Here is a 16,010-nt window from a genome sequence, read left to right on the forward strand (position 1 = left end):
CCGGCCACCGGAGCGGACAAGGCCCCGATGGCCGGCACGGGTACTACTCTGCGATGTCGAAGGCCCGGGCGAAGACCGGCCAGGAGTCACGGAGATCCTGCTGCCAGTATCCCCAGGAGTGGGTGCCGGTGGGGCGGAAGTTGAAGTTGCCGGGAACACCCTGGGAGTCCATCTTCACCTTCAGATCGTGGGTGCACATGTTGGTCGCACCCTCGATGATGCCGCCGTTGACCACGTGCACGAAGACGTTCATCGGTTGTCCGCCGGTCCACGGCGAGGTCCACAGATCCTCGGTACCGGCGTAGCCGGAGGCGTTGGAGACGTAGACCTCGGTGCCGCGGAGCTTGTCGACGTTGATGAGGGCGTCGTTGTAGTGCCAGTTGGGGCTGCCGAGCGGGCCCCACATCTGCTCCGGGGTGGCGCCACCGCGGGCCAGGGTGATGCGGATGTACTCCGGGGCGAGACCACGGGACGTCTCGGCGCAGCCCGAGAACGAGCCGACGGCGTCGTAGAGGCCGGGGTTGTGCTCGGCGAGGAGGAGCGAGGTGGTGGCGGACATGGACATGCCGGCCACCGCACGCTTGTTGGCGGCACCGAGGGTCGCCTCGAGGGGCTCCGGCAGTTCCTTTGTCAGGAAGGTCTCCCACATCTGCTTGCCGCCGAGTGCGGGGACATCCTCGACCCAGTCGGTGTAGTAGGAGAACTTGCCCTGCATCGGGATGACGACGTTGACGTTCTTCGACAGGTAGTAGTCGATCACGTCGGTCTGCATGATCCAGTTCGCCCGGCCCTCGCCGCCGTCACCGCCGTTGAGCAGATAGATGGTCGGACGCGGACCGGCGGCCTGGTCGGCCTTGATGACGACGAGCGGCACGTCGCGGTTCATCGAGGGGGAGTGCGCCCACATCTCGACGACGCGGTCATTGTTGTAGCTGTTGATCTTCTCGCGCCAGATCAGGGAGTTGCTTCCGTCGTAGGCCGTTCCGCCCTCGACATTGCGGGGCCCTACCGTGACGGTGGCGCGGGGTGTGTCACCCGCGACCTGTGCCGGGGTCTGATCGGAAGCCAGTGCGGCGGGTGCGGTGAGTACCGTACCCGTCACAGCTGCAGCGGAGAGTGCGAGAGCTGCGACAGGAGCCGCGATGCGTCGGAAGTTCCTCATGAATGTTCCTTGGTGTAGTTGTGCGCGTCAGTCCGTGGATTTTTCCCGGTCACGGTGGTCCGCCCCGGCATACGGTACGGATCGCCGTGTCGTTCCCGTGGTTCCGTCCAATCAGCTGCCGGGTTTCCGTCGTCGCCGGCGAAGTGCCGGGCTGATCGGTCGACCGGATCTGACATGTATGTCGTGGAGCGTCATCCAAACGTTAGCACTCCGTGTCTGAACGGTGTTTCTCCCGGAACCGCGGGGGTCCGCCGCCGGAACCGGGGTCCGGTGTGGGGCCTCCGGTCAGGCGGGTCGAATACGGGGCCGCCGTGAGGATGAACCGCCACGAACGGTTCCCAAGTTACTGGTGTTACCGAAGTGGCACAAGGGAGTGGTGTGCTGAGGGGTTCCCGGATCCGAGGTCTCCGGGGCGGGGAATGCCGTCATTCACGGACTTTCCGTGGTGGTCCCGCAGCGCTTACGATGAATCGGGAGCTGCGGCGAGTAACGCGCGAACCACCCCGGCCATATACACCGGGCAGTGGTGCTTCCGCCGGTGCAACCGGTCCGGAACCATCGCGGCGGGAATTCCCGCCGACTCCCGGTCCCCGCGTCCGGACACAGACATCCCCCGATCGAAAAGGCAGAAATACCATGCAGGCACTCGAACCCATCATCCTCATGATCAACAACGCGCTCGGTTTCCTCGCGCACGCCGGTTCCTCCGTCACCAGCGCGCTCTCCCACGGGGCCGGCCGCTTCTGAGGCACTCCCGGACCCCGCTCCGGGGCCGGTCGGCAGACTCCGCCACACGCGTCACGTGTGGCGGAGTCTGCTTTCGTTTTCGGGGGTGGTCACCGTGTCCCGCCGGTGTCACCCGGGCCCCATGGACGCCGTTGACCGTCGATCGTGGGCCCGGGTAGCTGTGGTTCTGTTCCCGGCGGCATACGGAACACCGGAATTGATGGACCGTTTGCACGACATTCAGAGCACGGGCACGTATCCTTGGGCGTGTGACTGAACATTATGACGTTGTTGTACTCGGCGCGGGTCCTGGTGGCTACGTAGCCGCCATCCGCGCTTCCCAGCTCGGCAAGAAGGTTGCCGTCATCGAGAAGCAGTACTGGGGCGGTGTCTGCCTGAACGTGGGGTGCATCCCCTCCAAGGCGCTGCTCAAGAATGCTGAGGTGGCGCACACCTTCAACCATGAGGCGAAGCTCTTCGGTATCTCGGGTGACGTGTCCTTCGACTTCGGTGCGGCGCACGACCGCTCGCGGAAGGTCTCCGCGGGCATCGTCAAGGGTGTCCACTACCTGATGAAGAAGAACAAGATCGCCGAGATCAACGGCCTCGGCTCCTTCGTCGACGAGCACACGATCGAGATCACCGACGGTGATGACGAGGGAAAGAAGGTCACCTTCGACAACTGCATCATCGCCACCGGCTCCGTCGTGCGTTCACTGCCCGGCATCGAGATCGGCGGCAACATCGTCTCCTACGAGGAGCAGATCCTCGACGGTGAGCTGCCCGAGTCCATGGTCATCGTGGGCGCCGGTGCGATCGGCATGGAGTTCGCCTACGTGCTCTCCAACTACGGCGTGGACGTCACCATCGTCGAGTTCATGGACCGGGTCCTGCCCAACGAGGACGCGGACGTCTCCAAGGCCATCGCCAAGGAGTACAAGAAGCTCGGCGTGAAGATCCTGACCGGGCACAAGACCACGGCGGTCCGCGACAACGGGGACAACGTCGAGGTCGACGTTGAATCCAAGGACGGCAAGAAGACCGACACCCTCACCGTCGACCGGGTGATGGTCTCCATCGGCTTCGCACCCCGCGTCGAGGGCTTCGGCCTGGAGAAGGCCGGTGTCGAGCTCACCGAGCGCGGCGCCATCGCCATCGACGAGCGGATGCGCACCAACGTCGACCACATCTACGCCATCGGTGACGTCACCGCGAAGCTACAGCTCGCGCACGTCGCCGAGGCACAGGGTGTCGTCGCCGCGGAGACCATCGCCGACGCCGAGACCATGGAACTCGGCGACTACATGATGATGCCGCGTGCCACGTTCTGTAACCCGCAGGTGGCCTCCTTCGGATACACCGAGGAACGTGCCCGCGAGCTGGCCGAGGAGCGCGGCTGGGAGATCAAGACCGCCACGTTCCCGTTCTCCGCGAACGGGAAGGCCCAGGGGCTCGGTGAGCCGGCCGGCTTCGTCAAGGTCATCGCCGACGCCGAGTTCGGTGAGCTGATCGGTGCGCACATGGTCGGATCCAACGTCTCCGAGCTGCTGCCCGAGCTGACCCTGGCGCAGCGTTTCGACCTCACCGCCGAGGAGGTCGGACGCAACGTGCACACCCACCCGACGCTCTCCGAGGCGATGAAGGAAGCGGTCGAGGGTATCTCCGGGCACATGATCAATCTCTGATCGACGTCTGCTCCCGTGAGGGGCCGCACCGGTAACCCCGGTGCGGCCCCTCCGTCGTGTGAGGTGGGGCCTGGCGGGTCGGTCACGCCCCTTTCAGTACGGGGCGACCGTCGAGGTGTGCGCGTCGATCTTCAGCGGGCGGTGGACGGGCGGGAACGCACGTTGGGCGCAGTTCGACCTGGAACACACCCGGCACCCGGCTCCGATGGGCGTGGCGGTATCGAGATTCTTCAGGTCCAGTCCCTCGGCGTAGACCGTGCGTTCGGCGTGCCGGGCCTCGCAACCCAGACCGATTGCGAAGAGTTTGCCGGGTTCGGCGAAGCGGCTGCGGTGGTGGCGTACGGTCCGGGCGATCCACAGGTAGTTCCGGCCGTCGGGCATCTGGGCGAGCTGCCGCATGATGGTGCCCGGATTGGTGAAGGTCTCGTACACGTTCCACAGTGGACACGTTCCGCCCGAATGGGTGAAGTGGAAGCCTGTCGCGGACTGTCGTTTGCTCATGTTGCCCGCCCGGTCCACCCGGACGAACGTGAACGGGATGCCGCGCAGCTGCGGCCGCTGCAGTGTGGACAGGCGGTGGCAGATGGTCTCGTAGCCGGTACCGAACAGCTGGGCGAGGTGATCGATGTCGTATCTGGACTGTTCCGCTTCCGTGTGGAAACGCCGGTAGGGCATGAGGAGGGCTGCCGCATAGTAGCTTCCGACACCGCGGGCGGCCAGTGTCCGGGATTCCTCCGAGGTGAAGTGGCCGGCATCGACCGCTTCGCCGAGGACGTCGGTGGCCTCGAGATGCGCCAGCTCGGCGGCCATGCGGAAGGACCGCTGACCACTGTTCAGCTTGGAGGAGAGGAACAGGGTGCCGCTGTCCGGATCGAGGTGGTGGAGTGTGTCCTCCGATCCCGTCCCGCGGTGCACCGTGATCCCGTGCAGTCCGAGTCGTCGCGTGATCGCGTCCTCCTTCCGCACCGGATCGACGGGGTCGAGGTCGAGTTCCTCGGAGAGTGCCTCCGCCGAGGTGTCCAACTCGTCCAGGTAATTCTGCCGGGAGTAGAAGAAATCCCGTACCTCCTCGTGGGGCATACCGAGGGGATTGTCGACCGCACGGCCCCCGGATTCGGTGGGCGGAGGGAAGTGCCGGACGTCGGTGGCGAGGGAGAGCTTGTCGCGGACATTCCGGTACCGGCGGTGCATCTCGACCATCGCTCTGGCGAGCGCCGGATGGTCGTACACCATCTCCGAGAGTTCCTGGAGTTCGACGGGTTCAGGGCAGATCTCCCGGTCGAGGACGACGTCCTGGACCTCAGCCAGGAGCCTCGAGTCGTCGTCCCGGGAGAAGAAGGTCGCGTCGACGCCGAAGGTCTCCGTGATACGGAGCAGGACGGGCACGGTCAACGGGCGCACGTCGTGCTCGATCTGGTTGACATAGGATGCCGATAGCCCGAGCGTCGACGCCAGTGCCGCCTGACTCAGATCCCGTTCCCGCCGGAGCTGGCGCAACCGGGACCCCACGTATGTCTTGCCCATGGATGGAAGTCTAAGCGACCCGGTCGACCCTTTGCAGGCATTCGCCTGTGAACGGTGCAAAGTTGCAACACCCCCAGATCTGGGGAGCCCTCGGCGACTGCGGTCCAGCCCCGAGGCCGGAACGATCCCCCCGTTGCTGGACGTGGTCCGGCGAAGCCGTGTGTTGTGTGCCGCTGGGATGCGGGGATGTGCCCGGTGGAACCTGTGTACCCGGTGCAGGCGATCGTTGACCGCGGAAATGCGAGGTGAACAGTGTTTCTGTCCGGGACCCGACGGCGGAACGGGGGAATGGTCCGCCGATGTTCCGGAGGATCGGTCGGTGCGGGCGTCCTGCTCGGGAGGGTGTGTGGCCCCTTGCCGGGGGTGGGGTCCGCATTCGAATGCGGTTTTTCAGGGGGAGTGGGGGCAGATTCAACTAAAGTTTGATCCCGAATGGGGTAGGCGTCAGGCGACATAGGGGTACATAGTGTCTCAGATCACATAATGAGGTACCTCTCTAAGTGCGCCACCATTTCAGCAGGTGAGCGACCCGGTCCCGGCATAGGGGAAGGGGAGAAAAAGGTAACGCTACCCTAAAGCGTGGCGCTCCGGCAGGGTTGGTTGATATGAGCTACGTCACCGCCATTGTTAACGGCTGGTTTGCCGGGCTTAAGGCGCCGTAAGGTTAGGTCAACACTGGAGGTGCCATGACTGTCAAAGATATGGACCGTGACGCAATCCGTCACGGCAAAATTACTGAGAAGCCGCTGCGTGAGCGGCCGAAGGTTCCGAGCTGGGCACTGAAGCTGACGATGGCCGTCACCGGCATCATCTTCGGAGGCTTCGTCCTGATCCACATGATCGGAAACCTGAAGATCTTCCTTCCCGCCCATGACGGTGAACCCGCCATCAACGTCTACGGAGAATTCCTCCGTACCGTCGGCGAACCGCTCGTCCCCCGAGAAGGCGTGCTCTGGATCTTCCGGATCGTCCTGCTGACCGCGTTGATCCTGCACGTTTACGGTGCATTCGCACTGACCGGGCGTGCACACAAGTCGAGGGGCAAGTTCCGTCGGACCAATTTGATGGGCGGCCTCAGCTCTTTCGCCACACGCACGATGCTCGTCTCGGGCCTTGTGCTCCTGTTCTTCATCGCCTTCCACATCCTCGATCTGACCCTCGGCGTCCAGCCCGCCGCCTCCGCGGTCTTCGAGCACGGCGAGGTCTACGCGAACATGGTCGCCAGCTTCAGCCGCTGGCCGGTGGCCATCTTTTACATCGCCGCGATGATGGTGCTCTTCGTACACCTGTCCCACGGACTGTTCACCGCCGTCAGCGACTTGGGGATCACCGGTCACCGTACCCGTGCCGTCCTGCTGTTCATCTCCTACCTGGTGCCTGCTGCCGTCATGGTGGGCAACATCTCCATCCCGCTGGCCATCGCCCTCGGCTGGATCCACTAGGTCCCGGAAGGTAACCACACTATGAGCACTCACTCTGAAACCGACACCAAGCCCGACTTCACCCAGCCGGCCTCCTGCGTCGAAGGTGTCACCCCGGGCAGGATCCTCGAGGATCACGCACCCAAGGGTGTTCCGATGAAGGACGCCTGGGAATGGCAGAAGGACCACTACAACCTCGTCTCCCCGTTGAACCGCCGGAAGTTCCGCATCCTCGTCATCGGTACCGGGCTTTCCGGTGGCGGCGCGGCGGCGGCACTCGGTGAACTGGGCTACGACGTCAAGGCGTTCACCTACCATGACGCGCCCCGCCGGGCCCACTCGATCGCCGCCCAGGGGGGCGTCAATTCCGCCCGCGGCAAGAAGGTCGACAACGACGGCGCGTACCGCCACGTGAAGGACACGGTCAAGGGCGGCGACTACCGTTGCCGCGAGACCGACTGCTGGCGTCTGGCCTACGAGTCGGTCCGGGTCATCGATCACATGAACGCCATCGGCGCCCCCTTCGCCCGTGAATACGGTGGTACCCTCGCCACCCGTTCGTTCGGTGGTGTGCAGGTCTCCCGCACGTACTACACGCGTGGCCAGACGGGCCAGCAGCTCCAGCTCTCCGCTGCGGCTGCCCTGCAGCGTCAGATCCACCTCGGATCGGTCGAGATCTTCACCCACAACGAGATGGTCGACCTGATCGTCAAGGAAGAGGAGGACGGAACGAAGCGCTGCCACGGTGCCGTCATGCGCAACCTCATCACCGGCGAACTCACCGCCCACACGGGCCACGCCGTGATCCTGTGCACCGGCGGCTACGGCAACGTCTACTACATGTCGACGCTGGCTAAGAACTCGAACGCATCCGCGATCATGCGTGCGTACGAGCACGGCGCCTACATGGCCAGCCCCTCCTTCATCCAGTTCCACCCGACCGGCCTGCCGGTCAACTCGGAGTGGCAGTCCAAGACGATCCTCATGTCGGAGTCCCTCCGCAACGACGGCCGCATCTGGTCGCCGAAGGAGCCGAAGGATGACCGCGACCCGAACTCGATCCCCGAGGACGAGCGCGACTACTTCCTTGAGCGCCGCTACCCCGCGTTCGGTAACCTCGTCCCCCGCGACGTCGCCTCCCGCGCGATCTCGCAGCAGATCATCGCCGGACTCGGTTGCGGCCCGATGCACAACTCCGCCTACCTCGATTTCCGTGACTCCATCGAACGTCTCGGAAAGGACACCATCCGGGAGCGGTACTCGAACCTCTTCCAGATGTACGAGGAGACCATCGGCGAGGATCCCTACGTCACTCCGATGCGCATCGCCCCCACCTGCCACTTCACCATGGGTGGCCTGTGGACCGACTTCAACATGATGACGTCCATCGAGGGCCTCTTCGCCGGCGGCGAGGCGGGCTGGACCTACCACGGTGCCAACCGGCTGGGTGCCAACTCCCTGCTCTCGGCGTCGGTCGACGGCTGGTTCACCCTTCCGTTCTCCGTGCCGAACTACCTCGGTCCCCTGCTCGGCTCCGAGCGGATGGCTGAAGACGATCCCGACGCCGTCGCGGCCGTCGAGCGTGCCCAGTCCCGCCTGGACAAGCTCATGAGCATCAAGGGTGAGCACGGTCCGGAGTTCTTCCACCGGAAGCTAGGCGACATCCTCTACTACTGCTGTGGCGTGTCGCGGAACATCGATGACCTCGCAAAGGGTATCGAGCAGATCCGCGAGTTGCGCAAGGAGTTCTGGAGCGGCCTGAACATCACCGGCAACGCCGAGGAGATGAACCAGGTGCTCGAGTACGCCAACCGGGTCGCCGACTACATCGACCTCGGAGAGCTCATGTGCGTCGATGCCCTCGACCGTGACGAGTCCTGCGGGGCCCACTTCCGCGAGGATCACCTCTCCGACGAAGGCGAGGCGGAACGCGACGACCTCAACTGGTGCTTCGTCTCCGCCTGGGAGCCCAACGGCGAGAACAAGTTCATCCGCCACGCGGAGCCGCTGTACTTCGATGCGATCCCTCTGCAGACAAGGAACTACAAGTAATGAAACTGCATCTAGAGATCTGGCGCCAGGCCGGTCCCACGACCGAGGGTCACTACGAGTCCATCGATGTCCCCGACGCCGTGGAGCAGATGTCCATCCTGGAGCTCCTGGACCACGTCAACGAAACGCTGATCGAGTCCGGCAAGGAACCGTTCGCCTTCGCCTCCGACTGTCGCGAGGGTATCTGCGGTACCTGCGGTCTGACCGTCAACGGTCGCCCGCACGGACCCGAGCAGAACAAGCCGTCCTGCCAGCAGCGTCTGTTCAACTTCTCCGACGGAGACACCATCAAGCTGGAGCCACTGCGGTCAGCCGCGTACCCCGTGATCAAGGACATGATCGTCGATCGCTCCGCGCTCGACCGGGTCATGCAGCAGGGTGGCTATGTGTCGGTCAACGCCGGTACCGCTCCGGACGCCGATACCCTGCACATGAACCACCAGACCGCGGAGCTCGCGCTCGACCACGCGGCCTGCATCGGTTGCGGTGCCTGCGTCGCCGCGTGTCCGAACGGCGCGGCCCACCTGTTCACCGGGGCCAAGCTCGTGCACCTGTCGCTCATGCCCCTCGGCAAGAACGAGCGTGGACGCCGGGCGCGTAATATGGTCGATGAGGTAGAGACCAACTTCGGCCCGTGCTCGCTCTTCGGAGAATGCGCGGACGTTTGTCCGGCCGGTATCCCGCTGACCGCGGTTGCGGCCATCAACAAAGAGAGGGCCCGCGCGGCCTTCACCGCAAAGGACGCCTAGGCTCGTCGCGACGACGACCCCGGGCCGACGGTACGACCACGAAAGGCAGCATCCGCTATGTCAGCCAGCCACTCCACTGCTCCGGCGAAAGCCGAGCAGTCATTCCCCGTGTTCGAGGGTGAGCCGCACTACGTCGAGGGCTACCACCCCTCCAGCCTCGACGCACAGCATTCCTCGCTCCTCCGCTCGTCCACCTGGATCGGCATGGGACTGATCCTGAGCTCCCTGGCCGGATTCGGCGGTCTGCTCTTCGGTCTCGGCTCCTGGTCGGTCGGCAGCCAGCCCAACTGGGCATCCATGGCCATCGCCGGTGCCGTGCTCGCGGTCGTATTCCTCGTCGGTGGTTTCTGGATGATCCACCATGGGCGCCGCTACTACCGTGAGTACGCCGCCCGCACCGGTCGGCACTGACACCGATCCCGGCGACGAATCCCGCCCCACGGCAATTCCGGTGACGGATGCCGTGGGGTTTCGTCGTGCCCGCCGGTACAATCCGTGGAATGCGCCGCAAGATACTCGGGATCCTCATCTCCCTGATGACGTTCCTCGTCGTGCTGAACCTCATCCCCCGCGCCGTTGAGCTCTGGGACGCCGAGCCACCGTGGCGCTCCGCCGCGGCTACCGGTCAGCTCTGACACCACCGCGATTACCGTCGTGACCGCCCCCGCGCGCCATAATGGTGCGATGGGGACACACGAACTCACCGCACATAGAGACGCCGAACCGCTCGCCGTTCCGGGTCCGTCACCCGAGGTCGAAGCGGAACGCCGGCGACAACTGCGCCGCTACAAGGCGTTCGCGACTGGGCTGCTGGTCGTCGCCGCGGCAATCTATCTGTTCTGCCGGTGGCTGGAGACCAGTCCCGGAGAGACCGACGCCTGGGTCGGTTTCGTGCGGGCCGCCAGCGAGGCGGGCATGATCGGCGGGCTGGCGGACTGGTTCGCGGTGACCGCACTGTTCCGGCGTCCGATGGGGCTGCCCATCCCGCACACCGCGATCGTCCGCAACAAGAAGGACCAGATCGGCGAGTCCCTCGGCGGTTTCGTCGGGGAGAACTTCCTCAACGCGGAGCTGATCACCGCCAAGGTCCGGGCGGCGGGGATCCCCAACCGGCTCGGTGGGTGGTTGTCGGAACCGGAGAATGCGCGGACCGTCTCCCGGGAGGTGGGAAAGCTCACCGGAAAGATCGTCGGTGCCCTCGATCCCGCGGACGCGGAGGCCGTGATCAACTCGACACTGATCGACAGGATCGCGGAGCCCGACTGGGGACCGCCCACCGGGCGCCTCATGGCCCAGTTGATCGAGGAGGGCAAGACGGAGCCGGTCGTCGATGAACTCGTGCACTGGCTCCATGTCAAGGCCGAGGACGCCGGTCCGTTCATCATCCGTATGCTCGACGAGCGCCGCCCCAGTTGGGCACCCCAGATCCTCAACGACGTCATCGGGGAGAAGGTCCACCGCGAGCTGGTCCAGTGGACCGCAGCCGTCGCGGACGATCCGGAACACGAGGCGCGACAGGCCGTGCGGTGCTTCATCCGGCAACTCTCCGATGACCTCCAGAACGATCCGGAGATGATCGAACGGGTGGAGAAGATCAAACGGGACGTCATGGGCTCGACCCCGGTGCGTGGTGCTGCCGCGACGATCTGGCGCAGCGCGTCGGCGTCCCTGCTCGCCGCCACCTCGGACCCGGACTCACTCCTGCGCACGAAGATCACCGAACTGGCGTTGAACTGGGGAAACAATCTGCTCGATGATGCGAAGCTCCGGGATTCCCTCGACCGCCGGGTGACCGGAGCGGCGGCGTTTCTCGCGGACAACTACGCCGAGGAGATCACCTCGATCATCAGTGAGACGGTCCAGCGCTGGGACGCGGACGAGGCCGGAGAGAAGATTGAGCTGATGGTGGGCAAGGATCTCCAGTACATTCGACTTAACGGCACCATCGTCGGTGCCCTGGCCGGACTGGGCATCTACACCGTCTCGCACATCATCTTCGGTGCGTGACGGAACGCCCTGACAGACACGGATCAGATTCACCCCACGACTGAAGGAGTCCCACATGACATCGACGACACCGAACGGCAACGGCCCCGAGGACACCACCGCAGCGGATGCGGCTGGGGCCAACGGCACCCACGGCAGCGGCAGCGGTGTGCTCGCCGACGCCCTGGAGAAGCTCCGTGAGCCCTTCAACGCCTGGGTCAGCGCGGGTGCGGCCCTCGGTCCACTGGTCGGGGAACTCGGCGACAAGCTCCGCAGCGATCTCCGCAACGTCTCAGGTGCCGGACGCGCCGAGGAGAAGTCGGCCGGTGACCGGGTGGAGGAGACCGCGGAGGAGGCGAAGAAAGCCGCGGAGGAACTCGGCGACGCCGATTCCGTCGACGAGGCCAGGTCCGCGGTCTCAGGCTTCGCCGCGACCGCGGAGAGCGCGCTTCGCGATCTGTCCGGTTCCGTGCGCAACGCCGCCGACCAGACCCGGGAGACCGAGGCCGCGGAACAGGCACGAACCGCCTTCCAGGAGGCCGTGGACTCGACCCGCCGTGCCTTCGATGAAGCTGTCGAGGCCCTGCGCGAGCGCAGCAGGCGGAGCGACCACGATGACGCCGACGCGGCCGCGGAGAACGCCTCGACGGTGGATGCCGTCAAGAACGCCGTCGACAACCTCGTCGCCCGTGCCGGTGAGGTCGTCCGCGACCTGAAGAACACCGGTGGAGAACGGATCGATGACCTCCGCACCAAGGTCCAGGACTCCGGTTCGGACAACCCGAACGGGACGGATATCATTGACGGAGAAGTGATCGACGAGGGCGACGACACCGAAACCGGCAAGTAGTCGCCTCCGGGGTGCCCCGCCACGGTACCCCACCAGTTTCCGCCCGACCCGAAAGGTCTCCGGTCCGACAATGGATATGTTCTTGTACGAATCCGCGCGCGTCCTCGGATACGTGGTGCTTCTGATGACGACGATCATCGGCGTCGCGGGGCTCGTCGGAGCGGCGCTGTGCGTCTCCACCCGCGATGACGCCTTCACCGCCGCCGACCGGCAGCAGAAGTGGGTGTGGACGGGAATGCTCGTCGCCTCGGCCGTCGCGATGTTCATCAACGTGCAGCTGCTCCAGTGGGTGGGCATGGTCGTCATCGGCCTCTACTGGTTCGATGTCAGACCTCAGCTGAAGGACATCGTGAATGGTGAGACCCCCTGGTGAAACAGGTGTGAGTACGTGAAGATGCCCCGGACCGGCTCCGTGTGAGACCGGCCGGGGCATCCCCGTGTCCGCCGGAGTCAACCCGGCGGCCAATCTGATCAGTCGAAGACGACCGTGCGGTTCCCGTAGACCTGCACACGATCCTCGAGATGGAAACGCAGGCCCCGGGCGAGAACGAGCTTCTCCGCGTCCCGTCCGAGCCGCTGCATGTCGGCGGGGGTGTCCTTGTGTGTGATCCGGATGACGTCCTGCTCGATGATGGGGCCGTCGTCGAGCGCCGAGGTCGCGTAGTGGCAGGTGGCACCGATCAGCTTCACTCCGCGCTTGTAGGCCTGGTGGTACGGGCGCGCGCCCATGAATGAGGGCAGGAAACTGTGGTGGATGTTGATGGCGCGGCCCTCCCACATCTCGCAGAGGTCCGGCGGGAGGATCTGCATGAAACGGGCGAGGACGACGGCGTCCGGCTCGTGCTCGTTGACCAGCTCCGCGACCCGGTCGAATGAGGCACGCTTGCCCACGGCGTCCTTCGGGAAGGGGACGTGGTGGAAGGGAACACCGTGGTTCTCCGCGATGACCCGCAGATCCTCGTGGTTGCCGATGACCGCGGCGACGTCCATCGGGTAGTCGTTCTGATCCACCCGGCCCAGGAGGTCGTGGAGGCAGTGTCCCTCTTTACTGACCAGGATCACCGCCCGCTTGCGGCGTGCCGTGTCCCAGATCCGCCAGCGGGCACCGGGACCGAATTCCGTCGCGATCTCGTCGAACTCCGCCCGGAATTCCTCCACCGGGGTGTCGAGGGATTCCGCCCGAACCGCCTGGCGGGTGAAGAACCACCCGGAATCCGGATCGGTGAAGTAGTCGGCCTCGGTGATCCATCCTCCGTGGTTGGCGATGAAGGTGGAGAGGCGCGCGACGATCCCGGTGGTGTCGGGGCACCCGAGGGTGAGGACCAGCTGACGTTCCGCGACAGGCGAGGTGTGGGAGTTCTGGGCGTTGCTCATTCCTGGGATTCTACTCCGGAGGTCAAATACCGCTGACCGTCGGTCCTACCGGGAAAAGGCTAGGCTCTTTAGCTATGAATGAGACCATCACCCGTGACCGTCTGGCCGCCATGATCGACTACACCCTCGACACCCCGTGGGCGTCCATCACGGAAGTCCGTGCACACGTGTCGGAAGCGCTGGAGCTTGGTGTCGGTCAGGTGTGTGTCACGCCCTCGATGCTGCACGCAACCAGTGCCGCGGACGGTTTCGGGTTGCGGGTCGTCAGCGTCTGCGGGTTCCCCTCCGGAAAGCACCACCAGCTGATCAAGGCGGCGGAGGCCCGGCTAGCCGTGGAATCAGGCGCCGATGAGGTCGATGTGGTGATCGATCCCGCCGCGGTCCGGGCCGGCGACACCAACCGCATGATCGGGGAGATCGTCGCGATCCGGGAAGCGGTTCCCGCGCCGGTCACCCTCAAGGTGATCATCGAAACCGGTCTCCTGGACGAGGCGGGGATACGTACGGCCGCGCGGGCTGCACGTACCGCGGGGGCGAACTACGTGCGGACCTCGACCGGCTGGTTCGACTGCCCCGGTGCGACCCCGGAGGCGGTCCGGATCATCGCGACCGAGGTCGGGCGAGAACTCGGTGTCGAAGCAGCCGGTGGAATCGTGACCATCGATCAGGCCCTGGAACTCATCGCGGCGGGCGCGACCCGCCTGTCCGTGGGCGGTGAGACGGCGCAGATCCTCGACGCCGCCGGCGACGCCCACCCCGGAGACTGATCCGCGCCGCTCAGCCGATCTCGTTCAGATTGACGTTGTCACCGCTCATCCGCAGATGCATGCTGTTTCGGCGGATCGACACATCGTCGACGACCATCCCGCCACCCATCTCGGCGGCGCTCGATTTGAGGGCCCTGCTGATCACCCCGGTGACCTCATCGGGAAGCGCGAAGCCGAAGAGCCGGGCCTCCGTCGCCTCCATCTGCAGTTGCCCGCCGGCCGCACTCGGTCTGATCATGATGTGTGCGGCGCCGTCGGTGAACTCGATGTCCAGGGTGTCGGTCTCGGGATCGGGTGTGATGTCGGTGACCCTCACCAGGTTCTCCAGGAGCGCACCCGCGAGACCGTCGCCGGCCATGCTGGTCTGTTCCAGCATCGCCGACTGGACCTGGGCGAGCATCATGTCGTCGGAGATGTCCGTCTCAACGACGATGTGCCCGGCGACGGGGCCCTCTGATCCGCGCAGCGCGAGATCCGTGATGTGGACGTCCGCGGCCGGTGTGCCCTTGATGTCCGGATCGGAGTTGATGCCATGCGGGTGGGAGATCTGCAGGGTGGAGGGCGTCGCGATGTCCACCCTGGGAATCGTGCCGGTGGCGATGGACAGCAGGAGAGGTGCTGGACCGAATCCGATCTCGGGCTTCTGGTCGGTCGTCACTCCCGTCATCGAGGTCTGTTTCGCGAAGTCACTCTCCAGTTCCTTGGAGATGAACACTCTGAGTGCGCCCTCGACGACCATGAGGATGATGAAGAGGGCGAGTATGAAGCCCAGCAGGATCTTCCACCAGACGGAACCGCGTTTCTTGCTCACAGGTCTACTCATTTTTCCCAGTGTTCCTGATCTTGGTTCCCTGCGCCACATCCGTGTGGTGTTCCGCCCGCGTCATCAATCGGTCGGTGCCACCACGGACCAGGGCACGGTGAGCAGGCAGTCCCGGACCGGTCTCCGGATGGGGGACAGGGGGATCCCCGATCCGGTGAGGATCCGGCGGGCCTCCCGCCACCTGACGCGCGGACCGTGCGGAGCCCAGCCCGCGGCGTGTCCCCAGGCGCGATCGGCGGCGGTGAGAAGATCGTGGATCGCCTCGCCCGGGACATTCCGGTGAATGAGGATCTTCGGGAGCCGGGCGGCGACCTCGGAGGGACGCTCCACATCGAACGGATCCCAGGCGAGGGTGAGGGACACGGGCCCGTCGGCGTCGATGAGCAGCCAGCTGCACCGGCGACCCAGTTCATCGCAGGTGCCTTCCACGAAGACTCCACCGGGGGCGAGCCGGGAAGTCACGGTCTCCCACGCCGGGACCACCTGTCCGACGTCGTACTGGCGGAGCACGTTGAAGGCGCGGACGAGATGGGGGGTGTGCCCGGCCAGCTCGAACCCGCCGAGCTCGAAGGTGACGCCACATCTCGGGGGAAACACCCGCTCGGGGGTGATCTCCAAACCCGTGACCGCGATGTCCGGGCGGAGCGTACGCAGGCGCTGGGCCCACTCGACGGTCGTGGTGTCCGATGCACCGTACCCGACATCCAGCGCCAGTGGAGTGTCCGCCCGCCGCAGAACCTCCCGGATGCGGGGCTCGTACAGCATCCACCGGTCGCACCGGCGGAGCCGGTTCCGGTTGGTGGTGCCGCGGGTGGACACACCGATGGGCTGACCACGGCCGGCAGAGAAATTCGCCGCGAGATTATGCGCGTGATCGGCCATCAGAGGTGT

At 65.3% G+C, this 16,010-nt stretch carries 15 protein-coding genes; 10 read left to right on the forward strand and 5 right to left on the reverse strand.

What is annotated here, in order from left to right:
• Positions 1-43 precede the first annotated feature (43 nt).
• Positions 44-1,162 (reverse strand): alpha/beta hydrolase, encoded by a 1,119-nt coding sequence (locus tag JDV75_RS09235; protein ID WP_198738949.1) that lies wholly within the window; start codon positions 1,160-1,162, stop codon positions 44-46.
• Positions 1,163-2,157: 995 nt separating this feature from the next.
• Between JDV75_RS09235 and lpdA the strand changes: the two genes are divergently transcribed.
• Positions 2,158-3,573: a dihydrolipoyl dehydrogenase gene (gene lpdA / locus JDV75_RS09240; RefSeq protein WP_198738950.1), complete on the forward strand. Its 1,416-nt coding sequence runs from the start codon at positions 2,158-2,160 to the stop codon at positions 3,571-3,573.
• A 93-nt stretch (positions 3,574-3,666) separates the two neighbouring features.
• On the opposite strand, the gene ramB is transcribed toward lpdA, so the two are convergent.
• A complete protein-coding gene (gene ramB / locus JDV75_RS09245; protein ID WP_198738951.1) occupies positions 3,667-5,097 on the reverse strand; it encodes an acetate metabolism transcriptional regulator RamB in 1,431 nt (476 codons plus the stop codon).
• A 686-nt stretch (positions 5,098-5,783) separates the two neighbouring features.
• On the opposite strand from ramB, the gene JDV75_RS09250 reads away from it, so the two are divergent.
• The 8 genes from JDV75_RS09250 to JDV75_RS09280 all read left to right on the forward strand — a co-directional run bounded on the left by JDV75_RS09250 (position 5,784) and on the right by JDV75_RS09280 (position 12,528).
• On the forward strand, positions 5,784-6,539 hold the full coding sequence (locus JDV75_RS09250; RefSeq protein WP_198738952.1) for a succinate dehydrogenase cytochrome b subunit: 756 nt from the start codon (positions 5,784-5,786) through the stop codon (positions 6,537-6,539).
• A gap of 21 nt (positions 6,540-6,560) precedes the next feature.
• Positions 6,561-8,570 (forward strand): fumarate reductase/succinate dehydrogenase flavoprotein subunit, encoded by a 2,010-nt coding sequence (locus tag JDV75_RS09255; protein WP_198738953.1) that lies wholly within the window; start codon positions 6,561-6,563, stop codon positions 8,568-8,570.
• The gene (locus JDV75_RS09260; RefSeq protein WP_198735034.1) at positions 8,570-9,319 is read left to right on the forward strand and encodes a succinate dehydrogenase/fumarate reductase iron-sulfur subunit; all 750 of its coding nucleotides are present in this window, start codon (positions 8,570-8,572) and stop codon (positions 9,317-9,319) included. The genes JDV75_RS09255 and JDV75_RS09260 overlap by 1 nt, the downstream gene beginning before the upstream one ends.
• Before the next feature lie 57 nt (positions 9,320-9,376).
• Complete coding sequence (locus tag JDV75_RS09265) at positions 9,377-9,730, forward strand: hypothetical protein (RefSeq protein ID WP_198738954.1); 354 nt, start codon at positions 9,377-9,379, stop codon at positions 9,728-9,730.
• Positions 9,731-9,819: 89 nt separating this feature from the next.
• Positions 9,820-9,954, forward strand: coding sequence for a hypothetical protein (locus tag JDV75_RS12125; protein WP_255520531.1), 135 nt, complete (start codon positions 9,820-9,822; stop codon positions 9,952-9,954).
• A 49-nt stretch (positions 9,955-10,003) separates the two neighbouring features.
• A complete protein-coding gene (locus JDV75_RS09270) occupies positions 10,004-11,326 on the forward strand; it encodes a DUF445 domain-containing protein (protein ID WP_198738955.1) in 1,323 nt (440 codons plus the stop codon).
• 55 nt (positions 11,327-11,381) lie between these two features.
• Positions 11,382-12,155: a CGLAU_01105 family protein gene (locus tag JDV75_RS09275; RefSeq protein WP_198738956.1), complete on the forward strand. Its 774-nt coding sequence runs from the start codon at positions 11,382-11,384 to the stop codon at positions 12,153-12,155.
• A 76-nt stretch (positions 12,156-12,231) separates the two neighbouring features.
• A complete protein-coding gene (locus JDV75_RS09280) occupies positions 12,232-12,528 on the forward strand; it encodes a DUF2516 family protein (protein ID WP_198739111.1) in 297 nt (98 codons plus the stop codon).
• Between the two features lie 98 nt (positions 12,529-12,626).
• Here JDV75_RS09280 and purU read toward each other — a convergent pair whose 3' ends face one another.
• Positions 12,627-13,529, reverse strand: coding sequence for a formyltetrahydrofolate deformylase (gene purU / locus JDV75_RS09285; protein WP_198738957.1), 903 nt, complete (start codon positions 13,527-13,529; stop codon positions 12,627-12,629).
• Positions 13,530-13,603: 74 nt separating this feature from the next.
• Here purU and deoC point away from each other — a divergent pair, with 74 nt between their 5' ends.
• Positions 13,604-14,296 (forward strand): deoxyribose-phosphate aldolase, encoded by a 693-nt coding sequence (gene deoC / locus JDV75_RS09290; protein ID WP_198738958.1) that lies wholly within the window; start codon positions 13,604-13,606, stop codon positions 14,294-14,296.
• A gap of 10 nt (positions 14,297-14,306) precedes the next feature.
• Here the strand turns inward: deoC and JDV75_RS09295 are convergent, their stop codons facing one another.
• Together JDV75_RS09295 and JDV75_RS09300 are read right to left on the reverse strand one after the other, a co-directional pair.
• Positions 14,307-15,107: an LmeA family phospholipid-binding protein gene (locus JDV75_RS09295; RefSeq protein WP_198738959.1), complete on the reverse strand. Its 801-nt coding sequence runs from the start codon at positions 15,105-15,107 to the stop codon at positions 14,307-14,309.
• Between the two features lie 75 nt (positions 15,108-15,182).
• Complete coding sequence (locus tag JDV75_RS09300; RefSeq protein ID WP_198738960.1) at positions 15,183-16,001, reverse strand: class I SAM-dependent methyltransferase; 819 nt, start codon at positions 15,999-16,001, stop codon at positions 15,183-15,185.
• Positions 16,002-16,010: the final 9 nt, after the last annotated feature.

The sequence above is a fragment of the Corynebacterium meridianum genome (assembly GCF_016342265.1).
Lineage (GTDB): Bacteria > Actinomycetota > Actinomycetes > Mycobacteriales > Mycobacteriaceae > Corynebacterium > Corynebacterium meridianum.

Bases quoted from the DNA above. Each gene is read 5' to 3' on its own strand.
- JDV75_RS09265 (WP_198738954.1), top strand. From the start codon at position 9,377: ATGTCAGCCAGCCACTCCACTGCTCCGGCGAAAGCCGAGCAGTCATTC.
- JDV75_RS09280 (WP_198739111.1), top strand. From the start codon at position 12,232: ATGTTCTTGTACGAATCCGCGCGCGTCCTCGGATACGTGGTGCTTCTG.
- JDV75_RS09275 (WP_198738956.1), top strand. From the start codon at position 11,382: ATGACATCGACGACACCGAACGGCAACGGCCCCGAGGACACCACCGCA.
- deoC (WP_198738958.1), top strand. From the start codon at position 13,604: ATGAATGAGACCATCACCCGTGACCGTCTGGCCGCCATGATCGACTAC.
- JDV75_RS09260 (WP_198735034.1), top strand. From the start codon at position 8,570: ATGAAACTGCATCTAGAGATCTGGCGCCAGGCCGGTCCCACGACCGAG.
- JDV75_RS09250 (WP_198738952.1), top strand. From the start codon at position 5,784: ATGACTGTCAAAGATATGGACCGTGACGCAATCCGTCACGGCAAAATT.
- JDV75_RS09270 (WP_198738955.1), top strand. From the start codon at position 10,004: ATGGGGACACACGAACTCACCGCACATAGAGACGCCGAACCGCTCGCC.
- JDV75_RS09255 (WP_198738953.1), top strand. From the start codon at position 6,561: ATGAGCACTCACTCTGAAACCGACACCAAGCCCGACTTCACCCAGCCG.
- ramB (WP_198738951.1), bottom strand. From the start codon at position 5,097: ATGGGCAAGACATACGTGGGGTCCCGGTTGCGCCAGCTCCGGCGGGAA.
- JDV75_RS12125 (WP_255520531.1), top strand. From the start codon at position 9,820: ATGCGCCGCAAGATACTCGGGATCCTCATCTCCCTGATGACGTTCCTC.
- JDV75_RS09235 (WP_198738949.1), bottom strand. From the start codon at position 1,162: ATGAGGAACTTCCGACGCATCGCGGCTCCTGTCGCAGCTCTCGCACTC.
- JDV75_RS09300 (WP_198738960.1), bottom strand. From the start codon at position 16,001: ATGGCCGATCACGCGCATAATCTCGCGGCGAATTTCTCTGCCGGCCGT.
- purU (WP_198738957.1), bottom strand. From the start codon at position 13,529: ATGAGCAACGCCCAGAACTCCCACACCTCGCCTGTCGCGGAACGTCAG.